Genomic DNA, 16,184 nt, shown 5'->3' with positions numbered 1-16,184 from the left:
ATACTCGGGGGGGTGACCGCCTACGAGCCCCCCGGTGCACCGGGCGCCGGCCCCGCCGAGCGGCCGGACCCCGCCGCGTACGACGCCGTCGTGCTCGCCGGCGGTGCCGCCCGGCGGCTCGGCGGTGCCGACAAGCCCGCGGTGCGCGTGGGCGGCCGCGCCCTGCTCGACCGCGTGCTCGCCGCCTGCGAGGGCGCGCGCACGACCGTCGTCGTCGCCGCGCCGCGGGAGACCGCGCGGCCCGTGACCTGGGCCCGCGAGGTCCCGCCCGGCGGCGGCCCGCTCGCCGCGCTCGCCGCCGGGCTGCGGCACACCACCGCGGACCACCTCGTGGTGCTCTCCGCCGACCTGCCGTTCCTGCGGGAGCGGACCGTCGCCCGGCTCCTGGAGGCGTTGCGCACCAGCGGCGCCGACGGTGTGCTGCTCACCGACCCCGGGGGCCGCGACCAGCCGCTGGTGGCCGCGTACCGCGCGCCGCGCCTGCACGCGGTGTGCGCGCTGCTCGCCGGCCGGCACGGCGGTCTGGACGGTCTGCCCCTCCGGCGTCTCGTCGCCGAGCTGAACCTCGTCCGCGTCCCGGACCCCGTCGCGTCCTTCGACTGCGACACCTGGGACGACATCGCCACCGCCAGGGCACGCATCAGGGAGCATGGGCACGTGTTGGATGAATGGATTTCCGCCGTCAAGGACGAACTGGGGATCGACCTCGAGGTCGACACCCGCGGCCTGCTCGACCTCGCCCGCGACGCCGCCCACGGGGTGGCCCGGCCCGCGGCGCCGCTGACCACCTTCCTCGTCGGCTACGCGGCCGCACAGGCGGGCGGCGGCCCCGAGGCGGTGGCCGAGGCCGCCCGCAAGGCCGCGGCCCTCGCCGCCCGCTGGGCACGGGAGAACGCCCCGGAGGCCGCGCCCGCCCAGGGCGACGTGGCCCCCGACGCGACCCCCGACACCCGCCCGGACGCCGGATGACCCCGCCCGGCAGCCGCACGGGCGAGGACGCCGAGGACCTCGACGTGGAGGAGGTGCTCGCCCTCGTGAGGAACAGCGACGACAGCACCCTCGGCGACCCGCCCGGCGGCTCCCCCGCCCCGGACGGGGCCCGCCCCGCCGGCCCCGCACCCGGTTCCCGGCACCGCGCCACCTCCTGGCCGGAGGCCCGTGACCGCGCCGAACGCGCCGCCCGCGGCATCGCCCGGGCCGCCCGCCGCGCCCCCGTCTCGGTGCCTCTGCACGCCGCACTCGGCCTCACCCTGGCCGTCCCGCTCGACGCCCTCACCGACCTCCCCTCCTTCGACACCTCCGCGATGGACGGCTGGGCGGTCGCCGGGCCCGCCCCCTGGGCCGTACGGGACGAGGACGTCCTGGCCGGGCACGCCGCGCCGGCGCCCCTCGCCGACGGCGAGGCGGTCCGGATCGCCACCGGCGCCCGCGTCCCCCCGGACACCACCGCCGTGCTGCGCAGCGAGCACGGCCGCACCGGCGACAAGGGCCGCCTGTACGCGACCCGGGAGGTCGTCCCAGGCCAGGACATCCGCCCCCGCGGCCAGGAGTGCCGCACCGGCGACCAGCTCCTCGCGGTCGGCACCGTCGTCACCCCGGCCGTCCTCGGGCTCGCCGCCGCGGCCGGCTACGACACCGTCACCGCCGTCCCCCGCCCCCGCGTGGACGTCCTCGTCCTCGGCGACGAGCTGCTCACCGAGGGGCTGCCGCACGACGGGCTGATCCGCGACGCGCTCGGCCCGATGCTCCCGCCCTGGCTGCGGGCACTGGGCGCCGAGGTCACCGCCGTACGACGCGTCCGTGACGACGCCGGCGCCCTGCACGAGGCGATCGGCACCTCCGAGGCCGACGTCCTCGTCACCACCGGCGGCACCGCAGCGGGCCCCGTCGACCACCTCCACCCCACCCTGCGCCGCCTCGGCGCGCAACTCCTCGTCGACGGTGTCGCGGTGCGCCCCGGCCACCCCATGCTGCTGGCCCGCACCGGTGAGGCCCAGCACCTCGTCGGACTGCCGGGCAACCCGCTCGCCGCCGTCTCCGGGCTGCTGACGCTCGCCGAACCGCTGCTGCGGATCCTCGCGGCCCGGCCCGCCCCGGAGCCGTACACCCTCCCGCTTCGGGAGGCCGTACAGGGGCACCCGCACGACACCCGGCTGGTCCCGGTCGTCCTGCGTGGCGACCGGGCCCTGCCGCTCTACTACAACGGCCCGGCCATGCTGCGTGGCATCGCCGCGGCCGACGCGCTGGCCGTCGTACCTCCCGGCGGCTCGCGTCCGGGGCAGGAGGCGGAGCTGTTCGACCTGCCCTGGGCGTCCGCAGGAATCGGGGTGTGTTTCACGTGAAACTTCCGGGCCAGGACGCCATCGCCCGCCAGGCGGACGAGCATCTGGTGATCCATCGGGTGAAACTCCCGAGGAAAGTGGTGGAGCACCCGATCCGCCAGGTCGGCAAGCGGCTCTCCATCGCCCTGGTGGTGCTCGTCGTCACCGCGCTGATCGTCTATGCCGACCGGGACGGCTACAACGACAACGCCGGCGGCGGCATCACCCTGCTCGACGCCTTCTACTACGCGACCGTCACCCTCTCCACCACGGGTTACGGTGACATCACGCCGGCGAGCGACAGCGCCCGCCTCACGAACATCCTCGTCATCACGCCGCTGCGCGTGCTGTTCCTGATCATCCTGGTCGGCACCACCCTCGAAGCCCTCACCGAACGCACCCGGGAGGAGTGGCGGCTGACCCGCTGGAGGTCCACCTTGCGCGATCACACCGTCGTCGTCGGCTTCGGCACGAAGGGCCGATCGGCGATCCGGACCGTCTGCGCCACGGGCCTGAAGAAGGAACAGGTCGTCGTGGTCGATCCCAGTTCCAAGGTCGTCGACGCCGCGACCGCCGAGGGGTACGCGGGCATCGTCGGGGACGCCACCCGCAGCGAGGTGCTCAAGCGGGCCGAGGTGCACCGGGCGCGCCAGATCATCATCGCCACCCAGCGCGACGACACGGCGGTCCTGGTGACACTGACGGCCCGGCAGCTCAACCGCGGGGCGAAGATCGTGACCGCGGTGCGGGAAGAGGAGAACGCGCCGCTGCTCAAGCAGTCCGGGGCCGACGCGGTCATCACCAGCGCGAGCGCCGCCGGGCGACTGCTCGGCCTGTCCGTCCTCAGCCCGTCCGCCGGCATGGTGATGGAGGACCTCATCCATCAGGGCAGCGGCCTCGACATCGTGGAACGGCCCGTCGTCAAGGCCGAGGTGGGCAAGACGCCGCGTGAGGTCGCCGACCTGGTGGTGAGTGTCATACGCGGTCATCGGGTGCTCGGTTACGACGATCCCACCGTCGGCAGGCTGGAGCTGACGGACCGGCTCATCACCATCGTGCGCAAGACGCCGGCGACCCGGGTCGCGCCCGACATCCGCCCGTTGCCCCACAACTGACCGGACGGACCGGCAGGGAGAACGACCCGGCCGCCACGCATCCCCCCGGGTGCGCGGCGGCCGGTGACGTGTCCGGGCCTACTTGCGGTTGTACAGCCGCATCGTGACCGGCCCGAAGACCAGCACGAACAGCCCGGCCCAGCCCAGCGACCAGGCGACCTCGTCCGCCGGCCAGTCACCGCCCATCAGGCCGCGCACCGCCGACGCCAGGTGCGTGACGGGGCTGTTGTTGACGAACACCTGCAGCCAGCCCGGCATGGTCGCCGGGTCGACGAACACGTTGGACAGGAAGGTCAGCGGGAAGATCACCATCATGCTGACGCCCATCACCGACTTCTCCGTGCGCAGCAGGAGCCCGAACATCGTCCAGATCCACGAGAAGGCGAACGAGAACAGCACCAGCAGGGCGATGCCGGCCAGTACACCGGCGGCCCCGCCGTCCGGCCGGTAGCCGAGGACGATGCCGACGGTCAGCATCACCACCGACGCGATCGTGTACCGCAGGGCGTCGCCGAGCAGATAACCGACCATCGTCGACGGCCGCCAGATCGGCAGGCTGCGGAACCGGTCGAAGACGCCCTTCTCGATGTCGGTGTTGACCGAGACGCCCGTGTACATCGTGATCATCACGACCGACATCACGAGGATGCCCGGCAGCAGGAACTGGATGTACTCCTCCGGCGAGCCGGCCAGCGCCCCACCGAAGAGGTACGTGTACATGAGCACCATCATGATCGGGAACGCCGTGACGTCGAAGAGCTGCTCCGGCACGTGCTTGATCTTGAGGATGGCCCGCCAGCCGAAGGTCATCGACGCCGACCAGGCGCTGGGCCGCGGCGGCCGCTCCCCGGCCACGAGCAGCGCGGCGAGGGCCTCGGTGCGGACCGGGGCGAGTTCCTTGCTCTCGGTGGTCGTCGCGGTGCTCATGCCGCTACCTCGTCCTTCCGGTCGTCGGAGCGGTCGGAGGAGTCGTGCGTGTCGTGGCCGGTGAGGGCGAGGAACACCTCGTCCAGGCTGGGCTGGCCCAGCGAGAAGTTGTCGACGGTGATCCCGGCCCGGGCCAGCTCGCCCAGGGCGCGGGAGGCCTGTTCGGCTGCGGAGTCGTCGCCGGCCGCCACACCGAGGCGGGAGGTCAGGGCCACCGGGTCGGGTTCCAGTTGCACCTGCGCGTTCAGGGCCCGGCGCAGGAGGTCCGCCGCGAGGTCGCGCCGGCCGGGGTCGCGCAGCCGCAGATGCACGGATCCGGCGCCGACCGACGACTTCAGCTCGCCCTTGGTGCCCTCGGCGATCACCCGCCCGCGGTCGATGACGGCGATCCGGGACGCCAGCTGGTCGGCCTCGTCCAGGTACTGCGTGGTCAGCAGCACGGTGGTGCCCTGGGTGACCACCGCCCGCACGATCTCCCACACCTGGTTGCGGCTGCGCGGGTCCAGGCCGGTCGTCGGCTCGTCCAGGAACAGCAGGTCGGGGGTGTTGAGGATGGAGGCGGCGATGTCGAGGCGGCGCCGCATGCCGCCCGAGTAGTGCTTGACCTGCTTCCCGGCCGCCTCCGTCAGCCCGAAGGCCTCCAGCAGCTGGGCGGCGCGATCCCGGGCGGCCCGCTTGTGGTGGCCGAGGAGACGGCCCAGCAGGACCAGGTTCTCGGTGCCGGTGAGGTCCTCGTCGACCGACGCGTACTGGCCGGTGAGGCTCACCCGGCCGCGCACCTCGTCGGCCTCGCGGACGATGTCGTGGCCGAAGACGTGCGCCTCGCCCCCGTCCGGCCGCAGCAAAGTGGCGAGCATCTTCACGGTGGTGGTCTTGCCGGCGCCGTTCGGGCCGAGGACGCCGTAGACCGTGCCCGCGGGTACGGACAGGTCCACTCCGTCGACGGCCCGGGTCTCGCCGAACGTCTTCACCAGCCCCGCGGTCTCGATCGCCAGGCCGGACGTTTGCGTGCTCATGCTTCGGATCCTTCCGTGCACGGGTGTACGCAGGAGAAGACCTTCACCGCCGCGCAAACTCATCGGCCCCGCACCCGGTTGTTCGCCGGGCCGGGCGAGCGACCGTGGTTCGCCGGGCCGGTGCACGAGGCGGGTGCCCTCCCGGAGACGGAGGGGACTTCGCCCGGGGACCGAGGGGTACGGTCCGTGTCATGCATGCGATCACGATTGGCGAACCTGGAGGGCCTGAGGCGCTGGTCTGGGACGAGGTCCCCGATCCGGTGCCCGGCGAGGGCGAGGTCCTGGTCGAGGTGACGGCCGGGGCCGTCAACCGGGCCGACATCCTGCAGCGGCAGGGCTTCTACGACCCGCCCCCCGGCACCTCCCCCTACCCCGGCCTCGAATGCTCCGGCCGGGTCGCCGAGGTGGGCACCGGTGTCTCCGGCTGGAACGTGGGCGACGAGGTGTGCGCGCTGCTCTCCGGCGGCGGTTACGCCGAGAAGGTGGCCGTCCCGGCCGGACAGCTGCTGCCCGTGCCCGAGGGCGTCGGCCTGAAGGAGGCGGCGGCACTGCCCGAGGTGGCCTGCACGGTCTGGTCGAACGTCTTCATGATCGCCCATCTGCGCCCCGGCGAGACGCTGCTCGTGCACGGCGGCTCCAGCGGCATCGGCACGATGGCCATCCAGCTCGCCAGGGCCGTCGGCGCACGGGTCGCCGTCACCGCCGGCACCAGGGAGAAGCTCGACCGGTGCGCCGAGCTGGGCGCCGACATCCTGGTCAACTACCGCGAGCAGGACTTCGTCGCGGAGGTGCGCAAGGCGACGGGTGGCGCCGGGGCCGACGTCATCCTCGACAACATGGGTGCGAAGTACCTGGAGCGCAACGTCGAGACCCTCGCCGTCAACGGCCGTCTCGCCATCATCGGCATGCAGGGCGGTGTGAGGGGCGAGCTGAACATCGGCGCCCTGCTCGCCAAGCGCGCCGCCATCAGCGCGACGTCCCTGCGGGCCCGGCCTCCGGAGGAGAAGGCGGCGATCGTCGCGGCCGTCCGCGAACACGTCTGGCCCCTGTTCCCCGGCGGCCACCTCCGCCCGGTCGTCGACCGCGAGATCCCGATGCGGGACGCGTCCGCGGCCCACCGCGTCCTGGAGGAGAGCGGCCATGTGGGCAAGGTGCTCCTGATCGCCCCCGGACCCTGACACCGGGGGCCGGGGCTCGTCCCGCCGGGACGCTCCGAGCGGGCCGGGGCTCGTCCCGCCGGGGCGCTCCGAGCGGGCCGGGGCTCGCCCCGCCGGGGCGCTGCACCCCCGGCCGGGGCTCGTCCGTCCCGACGGCTCGCCCCGCCCCTGCCCCTTTCCTAGACCCGCCGCAACCGCAGCGCCACGAACGCGAGGCCCAGGCCCACGCCGATCAGGACCAGGCCGCTGCCCAGGGGCAGGATGCGCAGGACCGGGCCGGCGGGGCGGTCGGCCCGGGCGGCGGCGGCTTCCCGTACGGGCTGATCGGTCGGATCGGCGGGGTCGGGGAAGGCCTCCTCGGAGGTGTCGGGTTCCGGGCTGTCGGCGGTGGCCTGCTCTTCCTCCTCATCCTCCTCATCCTCCTCTTCCTCCTCGACGTCCTCCGCTCGCCCGGGCCGCTCCCGGCCCTCGCCCGCCCTGCTCCCGGCCCGTGAGGGCTTGCCGGGCCGGGAGGACGCCCCCGGGCGGGACGGGTCCGCGACGGCGGAGGACACCGCCGCGGCCGAAGCGGCCGACACGGCCGAAGGCGCCGCCCGCCCCGGCCGGGCCGCCGGGACGGAGGGCGCGGGCCGGGTCTGCGGGGTCCGCGAGGCGGCCGGAGGCCGCAGGGCCGTCGGCACCGCTCCCGATGAAGGCGGCACCAGGACCGGCACCGGCCCCGGCAGCGAAGGCGGCACCAGGACCGGCACCGGCCCCGGCAGCGAAGGCGGCGCCGGGGCCGGCGGCGTCGTCGCGGCCGACGGCGCCCCCGGGACGAGGGCCGCACCCTCCGCTGCCCCGGACTCCTCCACGCGAGGAGGGACGACGGCGTGGGACCGCGCGGTCCCGACCGGTGAGACGACCGCACCCGCCCCCAGGGCGACCACCAGTCCTGTCGCCCGCAGTGCGCGTAGCCATGGAGTCACGGGGGTGACCCCTTCCCGCCGTGCCCGGTAGGGCGGCATCGGCACGTTCGGTCAAGTCGAGGCCATCAGCCTCACACCGCCCCGCTCCTCCGGCATTCCCGATACGGCCGACAGAAGGAATCCGTATCCGGCAGGGCGGGGCCTGAGGGACGCGTCCCCTCCAGCGCGGTGGATCTGCTTCGCGTGGGGGCACCAGGGAGGTGAGGTGCAGTCGTGCGAGAGAATGGCCGCATGGAGATGCCGAGGAACGAACGCTCGCAGGAGAACCCGCAGATCTTGGTCGTCGGCCAGGACGGCATGGCGCTCAGCGGCGGTGGCGGCGGTGGCGGCGGAGACGAGGACGCCCGCGAGACCCCGATCACGGAGCAGGTGGAGCAGCCCGCGAAGGTCATGCGGATCGGCAGCATGATCAAGCAGCTTCTGGAGGAAGTGCGCGCGGCTCCTCTCGACGAGGCCAGTCGGGTCCGGCTCAAGGAGATCCACGCCAGCTCGGTGAAGGAGCTGGAGGACGGTCTGGCGCCGGAGCTGGTCGAGGAACTGGAGCGGCTCTCCCTGCCGTTCACGGACGAGACCACCCCGAGCGACGCGGAGCTGCGGATCGCGCAGGCCCAGTTGGTCGGCTGGCTGGAGGGGCTGTTCCACGGGATCCAGACCACGCTGTTCGCCCAGCAGATGGCGGCCCGTGCCCAGTTGGAGCAGATGCGCCGCGCCCTCCCGCCGGGCGTCGGCCACGAGGGCCTCGACGAGCAGCACCCGGGCGGCCGTTCGGGCGGCCCGTACCTGTAGACGTGCCCTGTTCCGGGAACGCTCACCGGAAGGGCCCGGCAGCCGAGGCTGCCGGGCCCTTCCCCGCTTCGCTCGACCGCCGGGGCGTCAGGACGGCGGATTGCCCGTGGAGACGCTGAGCTCGATCTTGGGCATGTCCTCGGGATCGACGTCCGTGTCGGCGGAGGGGAACTGGTTCATGACCGTGCCGTCGCCGTAGGTGTTCTCGTCGACGTCCTTGGTGGTCACCTGCCAGCCGGCCGCCTGCAGACAGGCCTTGACCGACTTGATGTTCTTGAACTTGAAGTCCGGGATCTGGATCTTGTCCGGGTCGTTGTACGACTCCCGCGGCTCCGTGCACTCCTCGGTGTCGATCGTCTTCGTGGTGTCCGGGCCGCGGTAGCCCGGCTTCTTCTCCGCCGAGGCCGACGCGCTCGGGCTGCTGCCGCCGTCGCCCTTGTCGTCCTCGCTGCCGCCGCCGAGCAGCAGCGCCGTGACGAGACCGCCGACCGCGAGGACGGACACGACGATCGAGCCGATGATCACCGGCCGGTTGTTCCGGCCGCCGCCCTGCGCGGACCCGTTCTGGGGCGTGATGGTGTACGGCGGCGGCGTCGACGGGCCGTGCTGCGGGGAGTAGGCGGTCGGGGACTGCGTCTGGTAGCCGCCCTGCTGCGGGTAGCCGTAGGCCGGCGCGGGGGCGGGCGTGCCGTACGGGTTCGGCGGCGGGGCCGGCTGGTAGGGCGTCTGGACCTGGCCCGAGGGCGCCGGGGTCGCCTGGTCGACCGGCGGGAACACGGCCGAGCCGACGCCCGCGCCGCTCGGCGTCGGCGTGCCCGGGACGATGCTGGGCGGCGCGGCCTGGAAGGACGCCGCCACCCGCAGGCACTCGTCCCGCATGGCCTCGGCGCTGGGGAAGCGCTCGTTCGGGTTCTTCTTCAGCGCACGGGCGATCAGCGCGTCGAGGGCCGGCGGCAGCGCGCGGTTGATCGAGGACGGAACCGGCGGCTCCTCCTGGACGTGCGCGTACGCGATGGCCAGCGGCGAGTCCGCGTCGAACGGCAGCCGCCCGGTGACCAGCTGGAAGAGCATGATGCCGACCGAGTACAGGTCGGACCGGGCGTCCACGCCGCGGCCGAGGGCCTGCTCGGGCGAGAGGTACTGGGGGGTGCCGACGACCATGCCGGTCTGCGTCATCGACGTGACGCCGGACTGCATGGCGCGGGCGATGCCGAAGTCCATGACCTTGACCACGCCGCGCTTGGTCATCATCACGTTGCCCGGCTTGATGTCGCGGTGGACCAGGCCCATCTCGTGGCTGATCTCCAGCGCGGCCAGCACGTCGGCGGTGATCCTCAGCGCCTTGTCGGCGGGCATCGCGCCCTGCGCGCGCACGTCCTCGTCGAGCACCGAGCCGAGCGGGCGGCCCTCGACGAACTCCATGACGATGTACGGCGTCGTCATGCCGTCGACGGTGTCCTCGCCGGTGTCGAAGACCGACACGATGTTGGTGTGCGTGAGCTTGGCCACGGACTGCGCCTCGCGGCGGAAGCGCTCGCGGAAGGCCTGCTCCCGCCCGAGCTCCGTGTGCAGGGTCTTGATGGCGACCTGGCGGTCGAGCACGCTGTCGTACGCGAGGTGCACCGAGGCCATGCCGCCCTGGCCGAGGAGATCACGCAGCTGATAGCGGCCACCGGCGAGCGCCCGCCCCGTGTACCGGCCCTGTGCGCCGTCCTGGCTCATGTTCCCCGTCCCCCGTGGCCTCCGCAGACGCCGCCGACTTCGCTGATCCGCCGTTGATCGAAACCGTTATTCCCGGCCAAGTCTGCCCCAGGGCACCGACACGTCAAGCTCGGTGCCCGTTCCGTGACCGTACGCGAAAGAAGCGTCGCGGAAGCGTTACAGCGGGAGTGCCACCGGTACACGGAATGTGCACGACGGTGCGGGGTGAAGGTTTCATGGCCGGTCCGTCTCGTGCCGGTCCTGGCCACCCGTCGCGGACCGGAGGCTTGCGCGAAGGCTGTAGCGTGGCCGACGGAGACCGTAACAACACCGCGCGCACCGCGGGCAGAAACGACGGCGAGGACTGATGGCACAGCAGCAGCGCGCTCAGGGCCCGTCCGAACCCGAGGCGACTGGCGGCGGCATGTCGGACGCGCCGGAGTCCTGGGGTAACGGCGGGCTGGTCGGGGACGGCCGGTACCGGCTGACCCACAGACTCGGCCGGGGCGGCATGGCCGAGGTGTTCGCGGCCGAGGACGTCCGTCTCGGACGCACCGTGGCGGTCAAGCTGCTCCGCTCCGACCTCGCCGAGGACCCGGTGTCCAAGGCGCGTTTCACCCGTGAGGCCCAGTCCGTGGCCGGCCTCAACCACCACGCCATCGTCGCCGTGTACGACTCCGGCGAGGACGTCGTCGGCGGCCAGTCCGTGCCGTACATCGTCATGGAGCTGGTCGAGGGCCGCACCATCCGCGACCTGCTGCTGAACGCCGAGGCGCCCGGCCCCGAGCAGGCGCTGATCATCGTCTCGGGCGTCCTGGAGGCGCTCGCCTACTCGCACCAGCACGGCATCGTGCACCGCGACATCAAGCCCGCCAACGTCATCATCACGCACAACGGCGCCGTGAAGGTGATGGACTTCGGCATCGCCCGCGCCCTGCACGGGGCGTCCACGACGATGACGCAGACCGGCATGGTCATGGGCACCCCGCAGTACCTCTCCCCGGAGCAGGCCCTCGGCAAGGCCGTCGACCACCGCTCCGACCTGTACGCCACGGGCTGCCTGCTCTACGAGCTGCTCTCGCTGCGCCCGCCGTTCACCGGCGAGACCCCGCTGTCGGTGGTCTACCAGCACGTCCAGGACATCCCCACCCCGCCGTCCGAGACCTCCGACGCCTGCCCGCCGGAGCTGGACGGCCTGGTGATGCGCTCCCTCGCCAAGGAGCCCGACGACCGCTTCCAGACGGCCGAGGAGATGCGCGGACTGGTCCAGTACGGGCTGCAGATGCTCTACGACCAGGGCGGCCACACCGGCACCTGGAACACCGGCCCGGTCGGCATGCACGAGGGCCGGCACACCCCGTCGGGCGGCTTCGCCCAGACCGCCGTGATGGGCCATCCCGGCGACTCCTCCGGCACCGCGCGGATCCCCTCGCCGATCCTGCCCGCCGGGTACGGCGGCGGGGACGACGGCGGCTTCGAGGGCCAGGGCAACAGGGGCAGCGGACGCGGCAAGCTGTGGATCCTCGCGGTGCTCGCGGTGATCGCGGTCGCCGCGGGCGTCGCCCTGGCGCTGCAGACCACCGGCGGTGACAAGGAAGGCCCCGGCAAGGACCAGAAGCCGACGACCTCGCAGACGGCCGAGGAGAAGAAGCCCAGCGAGACGCCGAGCGACGACGAGACCGAGGAGCCGACCGACACGGCCACGGACGACGGGACCGGCACCGGGAACGGCAACGGCAACTGGACGCCGTCGTACAAGCCGTCCTACACGCCGTCGCAGAGCGCTCCCCAGTCGCCCACGGGCGAGCCGTCGAGCGAGCCGACGACCGAGCAGCCGACCGAGGAGCCGTCGCAGGAGCCCACTCCCCCGGAGACGCCGACGGGCGACGCGGGCGGCGCCGACGCGGGCACCACGACCGGCGTCATCGGCGGCCCCGGGGCCGGGGGCGGCGGCTGACCCGGCCGGACAGAACGCACCATCCCCGCGCGCGTGGGACCCGGCGACGGGCCCACGCGCGCGTGCCGTTTCGCCGCGCCCACACGTGGACTCTTCCCGTGACCTGGGTCACCGGGTTAACGTGCGGGTGCTCCGGCCTCCTGCAAGGCTGTGACCAGGGCCCCTTCGACGCCTTCCCGATTTACTTGGATATCCAAGCAAAATCGCAGGTCAGGTAGGGTTTCACAGAAATGTGGCGCACTGGGTAACGTGCTTTTTGCAGGGCGCTCGCCGGGGCACCTGTCACGCCTGTTCCCGGCCGAGTGGCACCCACCCCGTGCCCGGTGGTCGAAACAGGTGAGCCGCACTGGCCCACCGGCAACCCCGGGGGCCGGACCGACGGAGGAGCACACGTGACCGTGGAGAGCACTGCCGCGCGCACACCGCGACGCAGCGCCGGAAGCAAGGCCGGCACCACCGGCACCAAGCGCACCACCCGCACCACCGCCAAGAAGGACGCCGGCGCGAAGGGCACCGAGCCCCAGCTCGTGCAGCTGCTGACGCCCGAGGGCAAGCGCGTCAAGAACGCCGAGTACGACAGGTACGTCGCCGGTGTGACCCCGGAAGAGCTCCGCGGCCTCTACCGCGACATGGTGCTCACCCGCCGCTTCGACGCCGAGGCCACCGCCCTGCAGCGCCAGGGCGAGCTGGGCCTGTGGGCCTCGCTGCTCGGTCAGGAGGCCGCCCAGATCGGCTCCGGCCGCGCCCTGCGCGACGACGACTACGTCTTCCCCACCTACCGCGAGCACGGCGTCGCGTGGTGCCGCGGGGTCGACCCGACCAACCTGCTCGGCATGTTCCGCGGCGTGAACAACGGAGGCTGGGACCCCAACGGCAACAACTTCCACCTCTACACGATCGTCATCGGCTCCCAGACGCTGCACGCCACCGGCTACGCGATGGGCGTCGCCAAGGACGGCGCGGACAGCGCGGTGATCGCCTACTTCGGCGACGGCGCCTCCAGCCAGGGCGACGTGGCCGAGTCGTTCACCTTCTCCGCGGTCTACAACGCCCCGGTCGTGTTCTTCTGCCAGAACAACCAGTGGGCCATCTCCGAGCCCACCGAGAAGCAGTCCCGCGTCCCGATCTACCAGCGCGCCCAGGGCTTCGGCTTCCCGGGCGTCCGGGTCGACGGCAACGACGTGCTCGGCTGCCTCGCGGTCACCCGCTGGGCCCTGGAGCGGGCCCGCGGCGGCGAGGGCCCCACCCTCGTCGAGGCGTTCACCTACCGCATGGGCGCCCACACCACCTCCGACGACCCCACCCGCTACCGTGGCGACGAGGAGCGCCAGGCCTGGGAGGCCAAGGACCCGATCCTGCGGCTGCGCCGGTACCTCGAAGCGTCGAACCACGCGGACGGGGGATTCTTCTCGGAACTGGAGACCGAGTCCGAGGCGTTGGGCAAACGCGTGCGCGAGGTGGTCCGCGCCATGCCTGACCCGGACCACTTCGCGATCTTCGAGAACGTCTACGCGGATGGACACGCGCTGGTCGACGAGGAGCGCGCCCAGTTCGCCGCGTACCAGGCGTCGTTCGCCGACGAGGGGGGCAACTGAGATGGCCGACAGGATGGCACTGGCCAAGGCGATCAACGAGTCGCTGCGCCGCGCCCTGGAGTCCGACCCCAAGGTCCTGATCATGGGCGAGGACGTCGGCAAGCTCGGCGGCGTCTTCCGGGTGACGGACGGCCTGCAGAAGGACTTCGGCGAGAGCCGCGTCATCGACACCCCGCTCGCCGAGTCGGGCATCGTCGGCACCGCGATCGGCCTGGCCCTGCGCGGCTACCGCCCGGTGGTGGAGATCCAGTTCGACGGCTTCGTCTTCCCGGCCTACGACCAGATCGTCACGCAGCTGGCGAAGATGCACGCCCGCTCGCTGGGCAAGGTCAAGATGCCGGTCGTGGTGCGCATCCCCTACGGCGGCGGCATCGGCGCCGTGGAGCACCACTCGGAGTCCCCCGAGGCGCTCTTCGCGCACGTGGCGGGCCTGAAGATCGTCAGCCCGTCGAACGCGTCGGACGCGTACTGGATGATGCAGCAGGCCATCCAGAGCGACGATCCGGTGATCTTCTTCGAGCCCAAGCGCCGCTACTGGGACAAGGGCGAGGTCAACACCGAGGCGATCCCGGGCCCGCTGCACAAGGCCCAGGTGGTCCGCGAGGGTACCGACCTGACGCTGGCCGCCTACGGCCCGATGGTGAAGCTCTGCCAGGAGGCCGCCGCCGCGGCCGCCGAGGAGGGCAAGAACCTGGAGGTGCTGGACCTGCGCTCGGTCTCCCCGGTGGACTTCGACGCGATCCGGGCCTCGGTGGAGAAGACCCGCCGCCTGGTCGTGGTCCACGAGGCGCCGGTGTTCTTCGGCTCGGGCGCGGAGATCGCCGCCCGGATCACGGAGCGCTGCTTCTACCACCTGGAGGCCCCGGTGCTCCGCGTCGGCGGCTACCACGCGCCGTACCCGCCGGCCCGCCTGGAGGAGGAGTACCTGCCCAACCTGGACCGGGTGCTGGATGCCGTCGACCGCTCGCTGGCGTACTGAGGAGAGGGTCGTGACGACGATGACGGAAGCGTCCGTGCGCGAGTTCAAGATGCCCGACGTGGGCGAGGGACTCACCGAGGCCGAGATCCTCAAGTGGTACGTCCAGCCCGGTGACACGGTCACCGACGGCCAGGTGGTGTGCGAGGTCGAGACGGCGAAGGCGGCCGTCGAGCTGCCCATCCCGTACGACGGCGTGGTCCGGGACCTGCACTTCCCGGAGGGCACCACGGTCGACGTGGGCACGGCGATCATCGCGGTGGACGTGAGCGGCGGTGCCGCGCCCGCGCCCGCCGCCGAGCAGCTCGCGGCTCGGCCCGCCGCCGCTCAGCCCGCCGAGGAGCCCAAGGCCGAGGGCTCGGGCCGCCAGCCGGTCCTGGTCGGCTACGGGGTGGCGACCTCGTCCACCCGCCGCCGCCCCCGCAAGGGCCCGGAGGTCCCGGTCCAGCCGGCCTCGACGGTGATCCAGACCGAGCTGAACGGCCGCGCGCCCGCGGCTCCGGCCCCGGCCGCCCCGGTGGCCCCGGTGGCCCCGGTGGCCCCGGCCGTCCCGGCGGCCCCGGCGGCCCCGGCGGCCCCGGCCGCCCCGGCCGCCCCGGCCGTCCCGGCGGCACCGGCCGTGCCCGCGCAGGCCCCGTCCGGTGCGGAGCGTCCGCTGGCCAAGCCCCCGGTCCGCAAGCTCGCCAAGGACCTGGGCGTCGACCTGACGACGGTGACCCCGACCGGCCCGGACGGGATCATCACGCGCGAGGACGTGCACGCGGCCGTGGCCGCCGCCACCCGCGCGTCCGAGCCGGCGCCGGCCCCCGCCCCGGCGGCCACCCCGGCCCCGGCGTCGTACGACGCGGCGCGGGAGACCCGCATCCCGATCAAGGGCGTCCGCAAGGCGACGGCCGCGGCGATGGTGGGCTCGAAGTTCACCGCGCCGCACGTCACGGAGTTCGTGACGGTCGACGTGACGCGCACGATGAAGCTGGTCGCGGAGCTGAAGGAGGACGAGGAGTTCGCGGGTCTGCGCGTGAACCCCCTCCTGCTGATCGCCAAGGCCCTGCTCGTCGCGATCAAGCGCAACCCGGAGGTCAACGCCTCCTGGGACGAGGCGGCGCAGGAGATCGTGGTCAAGCACTACGTGAACCTGGGCATCGCGGCGGCGACCCCGCGCGGTCTGATCGTGCCGAACATCAAGGACGCCCACGCCCAGACGCTGCCGCGGCTGGCGCGGTCGCTGGGCGAGCTGGTGGCGACGGCCAAGGACGGCAGGACGTCCCCGGCGGCCATGCAGGGCGGCACGGTGACGATCACCAACGTCGGCGTCTTCGGTGTCGACACGGGCACGCCGATCCTCAACCCCGGCGAGTCCGCGATCCTCGCGGTCGGTGCGATCAAGCCGCAGCCGTGGGTCCACAAGGGCAAGGTGAAGCCCCGTCAGGTCACCACGCTGGCCCTGTCGTTCGACCACCGCCTGGTCGACGGCGAGCTGGGCTCGAAGGTGCTGGCCGACGTGGCGGCGGTCCTGGAGCAGCCGAAGCGCCTGATCACCTGGGCGTGACGGCCCGGGACACGGGAGAGGGGGGGCGCCCCCCGGGGGGGGGGGCCCCCCCCCCCGGGGGGGGGGCCCCCCCCCCCCCCCATGTGTAGGCCGGGGTTGGGCGGTGGGGTATAAAAAAA

General features: G+C 73.1%; 13 protein-coding genes. 9 read left to right on the top strand and 4 right to left on the bottom strand.

What is annotated here, in order from left to right:
* Nucleotides 1–12: 12 nt before the first annotated feature.
* The 3 genes from ACFW6P_RS27695 to ACFW6P_RS27685 are packed head-to-tail and all read left to right on the top strand — an operon-like array spanning nucleotide 13 to nucleotide 3,436.
* Complete coding sequence (locus ACFW6P_RS27695; RefSeq protein ID WP_386359132.1) at nucleotides 13–969, top strand: NTP transferase domain-containing protein; 957 nt, start codon at nucleotides 13–15, stop codon at nucleotides 967–969.
* Nucleotides 966–2,342 (top strand): molybdopterin molybdotransferase MoeA, encoded by a 1,377-nt coding sequence (locus tag ACFW6P_RS27690; protein ID WP_386425178.1) that lies wholly within the window; start codon nucleotides 966–968, stop codon nucleotides 2,340–2,342. Before ACFW6P_RS27695 ends, ACFW6P_RS27690 begins: the two co-directional genes overlap by 4 nt.
* Complete coding sequence (locus ACFW6P_RS27685; RefSeq protein WP_386359128.1) at nucleotides 2,339–3,436, top strand: potassium channel family protein; 1,098 nt, start codon at nucleotides 2,339–2,341, stop codon at nucleotides 3,434–3,436. Before ACFW6P_RS27690 ends, ACFW6P_RS27685 begins: the two co-directional genes overlap by 4 nt.
* A gap of 78 nt (nucleotides 3,437–3,514) precedes the next feature.
* Here the strand turns inward: ACFW6P_RS27685 and ACFW6P_RS27680 are convergent, their stop codons facing one another.
* The gene (locus tag ACFW6P_RS27680; protein WP_386359126.1) at nucleotides 3,515–4,363 is read right to left on the bottom strand and encodes an ABC transporter permease; all 849 of its coding nucleotides are present in this window, start codon (nucleotides 4,361–4,363) and stop codon (nucleotides 3,515–3,517) included.
* Nucleotides 4,360–5,379, bottom strand: coding sequence for an ATP-binding cassette domain-containing protein (locus ACFW6P_RS27675; protein ID WP_386359124.1), 1,020 nt, complete (start codon nucleotides 5,377–5,379; stop codon nucleotides 4,360–4,362). The genes ACFW6P_RS27680 and ACFW6P_RS27675 overlap by 4 nt, the downstream gene beginning before the upstream one ends.
* Nucleotides 5,380–5,570: 191 nt before the next feature.
* On the opposite strand from ACFW6P_RS27675, the gene ACFW6P_RS27670 reads away from it, so the two are divergent.
* Nucleotides 5,571–6,557, top strand: coding sequence for an NAD(P)H-quinone oxidoreductase (locus ACFW6P_RS27670; protein WP_386359122.1), 987 nt, complete (start codon nucleotides 5,571–5,573; stop codon nucleotides 6,555–6,557).
* 158 nt (nucleotides 6,558–6,715) lie between these two features.
* Here the strand turns inward: ACFW6P_RS27670 and ACFW6P_RS27665 are convergent, their stop codons facing one another.
* Entirely contained in the window at nucleotides 6,716–7,114 is a 399-nt protein-coding gene (locus tag ACFW6P_RS27665; protein WP_386425175.1) for a hypothetical protein, read from the bottom strand.
* A gap of 618 nt (nucleotides 7,115–7,732) precedes the next feature.
* Between ACFW6P_RS27665 and ACFW6P_RS27660 the strand changes: the two genes are divergently transcribed.
* Complete coding sequence (locus tag ACFW6P_RS27660) at nucleotides 7,733–8,287, top strand: bacterial proteasome activator family protein (RefSeq protein ID WP_386359964.1); 555 nt, start codon at nucleotides 7,733–7,735, stop codon at nucleotides 8,285–8,287.
* Between the two features lie 87 nt (nucleotides 8,288–8,374).
* On the opposite strand, the gene ACFW6P_RS27655 is transcribed toward ACFW6P_RS27660, so the two are convergent.
* Nucleotides 8,375–10,009, bottom strand: coding sequence for a protein kinase (locus ACFW6P_RS27655; RefSeq protein ID WP_386425172.1), 1,635 nt, complete (start codon nucleotides 10,007–10,009; stop codon nucleotides 8,375–8,377).
* Between the two features lie 346 nt (nucleotides 10,010–10,355).
* Here ACFW6P_RS27655 and ACFW6P_RS27650 point away from each other — a divergent pair, with 346 nt between their 5' ends.
* From ACFW6P_RS27650 to ACFW6P_RS27635, 4 genes are all read left to right on the top strand, one after another.
* A complete protein-coding gene (locus tag ACFW6P_RS27650) occupies nucleotides 10,356–11,945 on the top strand; it encodes a protein kinase (RefSeq protein WP_386425169.1) in 1,590 nt (529 codons plus the stop codon).
* A 392-nt stretch (nucleotides 11,946–12,337) separates the two neighbouring features.
* Nucleotides 12,338–13,540, top strand: a complete 1,203-nt coding sequence (gene pdhA / locus ACFW6P_RS27645; protein WP_386359973.1) for a pyruvate dehydrogenase (acetyl-transferring) E1 component subunit alpha — start codon at nucleotides 12,338–12,340, stop codon at nucleotides 13,538–13,540.
* Between the two features lies 1 nt (nucleotide 13,541).
* Complete coding sequence (locus ACFW6P_RS27640; RefSeq protein WP_386359976.1) at nucleotides 13,542–14,519, top strand: alpha-ketoacid dehydrogenase subunit beta; 978 nt, start codon at nucleotides 13,542–13,544, stop codon at nucleotides 14,517–14,519.
* A 10-nt stretch (nucleotides 14,520–14,529) separates the two neighbouring features.
* Nucleotides 14,530–16,065, top strand: a complete 1,536-nt coding sequence (locus ACFW6P_RS27635; RefSeq protein ID WP_386425166.1) for a dihydrolipoamide acetyltransferase family protein — start codon at nucleotides 14,530–14,532, stop codon at nucleotides 16,063–16,065.
* Nucleotides 16,066–16,184: the final 119 nt, after the last annotated feature.

Origin of the sequence: Streptomyces sp. NPDC058741, from assembly GCF_042746715.1 — a bacterium.
GTDB lineage: Bacteria > Actinomycetota > Actinomycetes > Streptomycetales > Streptomycetaceae > Streptomyces.
The sequence above is the reverse complement of the archived record's forward strand: the minus strand, read 5'-3'. Positions and strand labels throughout refer to the sequence as shown.

Excerpts from the sequence above, each read along its gene's own strand:
- ACFW6P_RS27690 (WP_386425178.1), top strand. The coding sequence starts at position 966 with ATGACCCCGCCCGGCAGCCGCACGGGCGAGGACGCCGAGGACCTCGAC.
- ACFW6P_RS27680 (WP_386359126.1), bottom strand. The coding sequence starts at position 4,363 with ATGAGCACCGCGACGACCACCGAGAGCAAGGAACTCGCCCCGGTCCGC.
- ACFW6P_RS27675 (WP_386359124.1), bottom strand. The coding sequence starts at position 5,379 with ATGAGCACGCAAACGTCCGGCCTGGCGATCGAGACCGCGGGGCTGGTG.
- ACFW6P_RS27670 (WP_386359122.1), top strand. The coding sequence starts at position 5,571 with ATGCATGCGATCACGATTGGCGAACCTGGAGGGCCTGAGGCGCTGGTC.
- ACFW6P_RS27660 (WP_386359964.1), top strand. The coding sequence starts at position 7,733 with ATGGAGATGCCGAGGAACGAACGCTCGCAGGAGAACCCGCAGATCTTG.
- ACFW6P_RS27655 (WP_386425172.1), bottom strand. The coding sequence starts at position 10,009 with ATGAGCCAGGACGGCGCACAGGGCCGGTACACGGGGCGGGCGCTCGCC.
- ACFW6P_RS27650 (WP_386425169.1), top strand. The coding sequence starts at position 10,356 with ATGGCACAGCAGCAGCGCGCTCAGGGCCCGTCCGAACCCGAGGCGACT.
- ACFW6P_RS27640 (WP_386359976.1), top strand. The coding sequence starts at position 13,542 with ATGGCCGACAGGATGGCACTGGCCAAGGCGATCAACGAGTCGCTGCGC.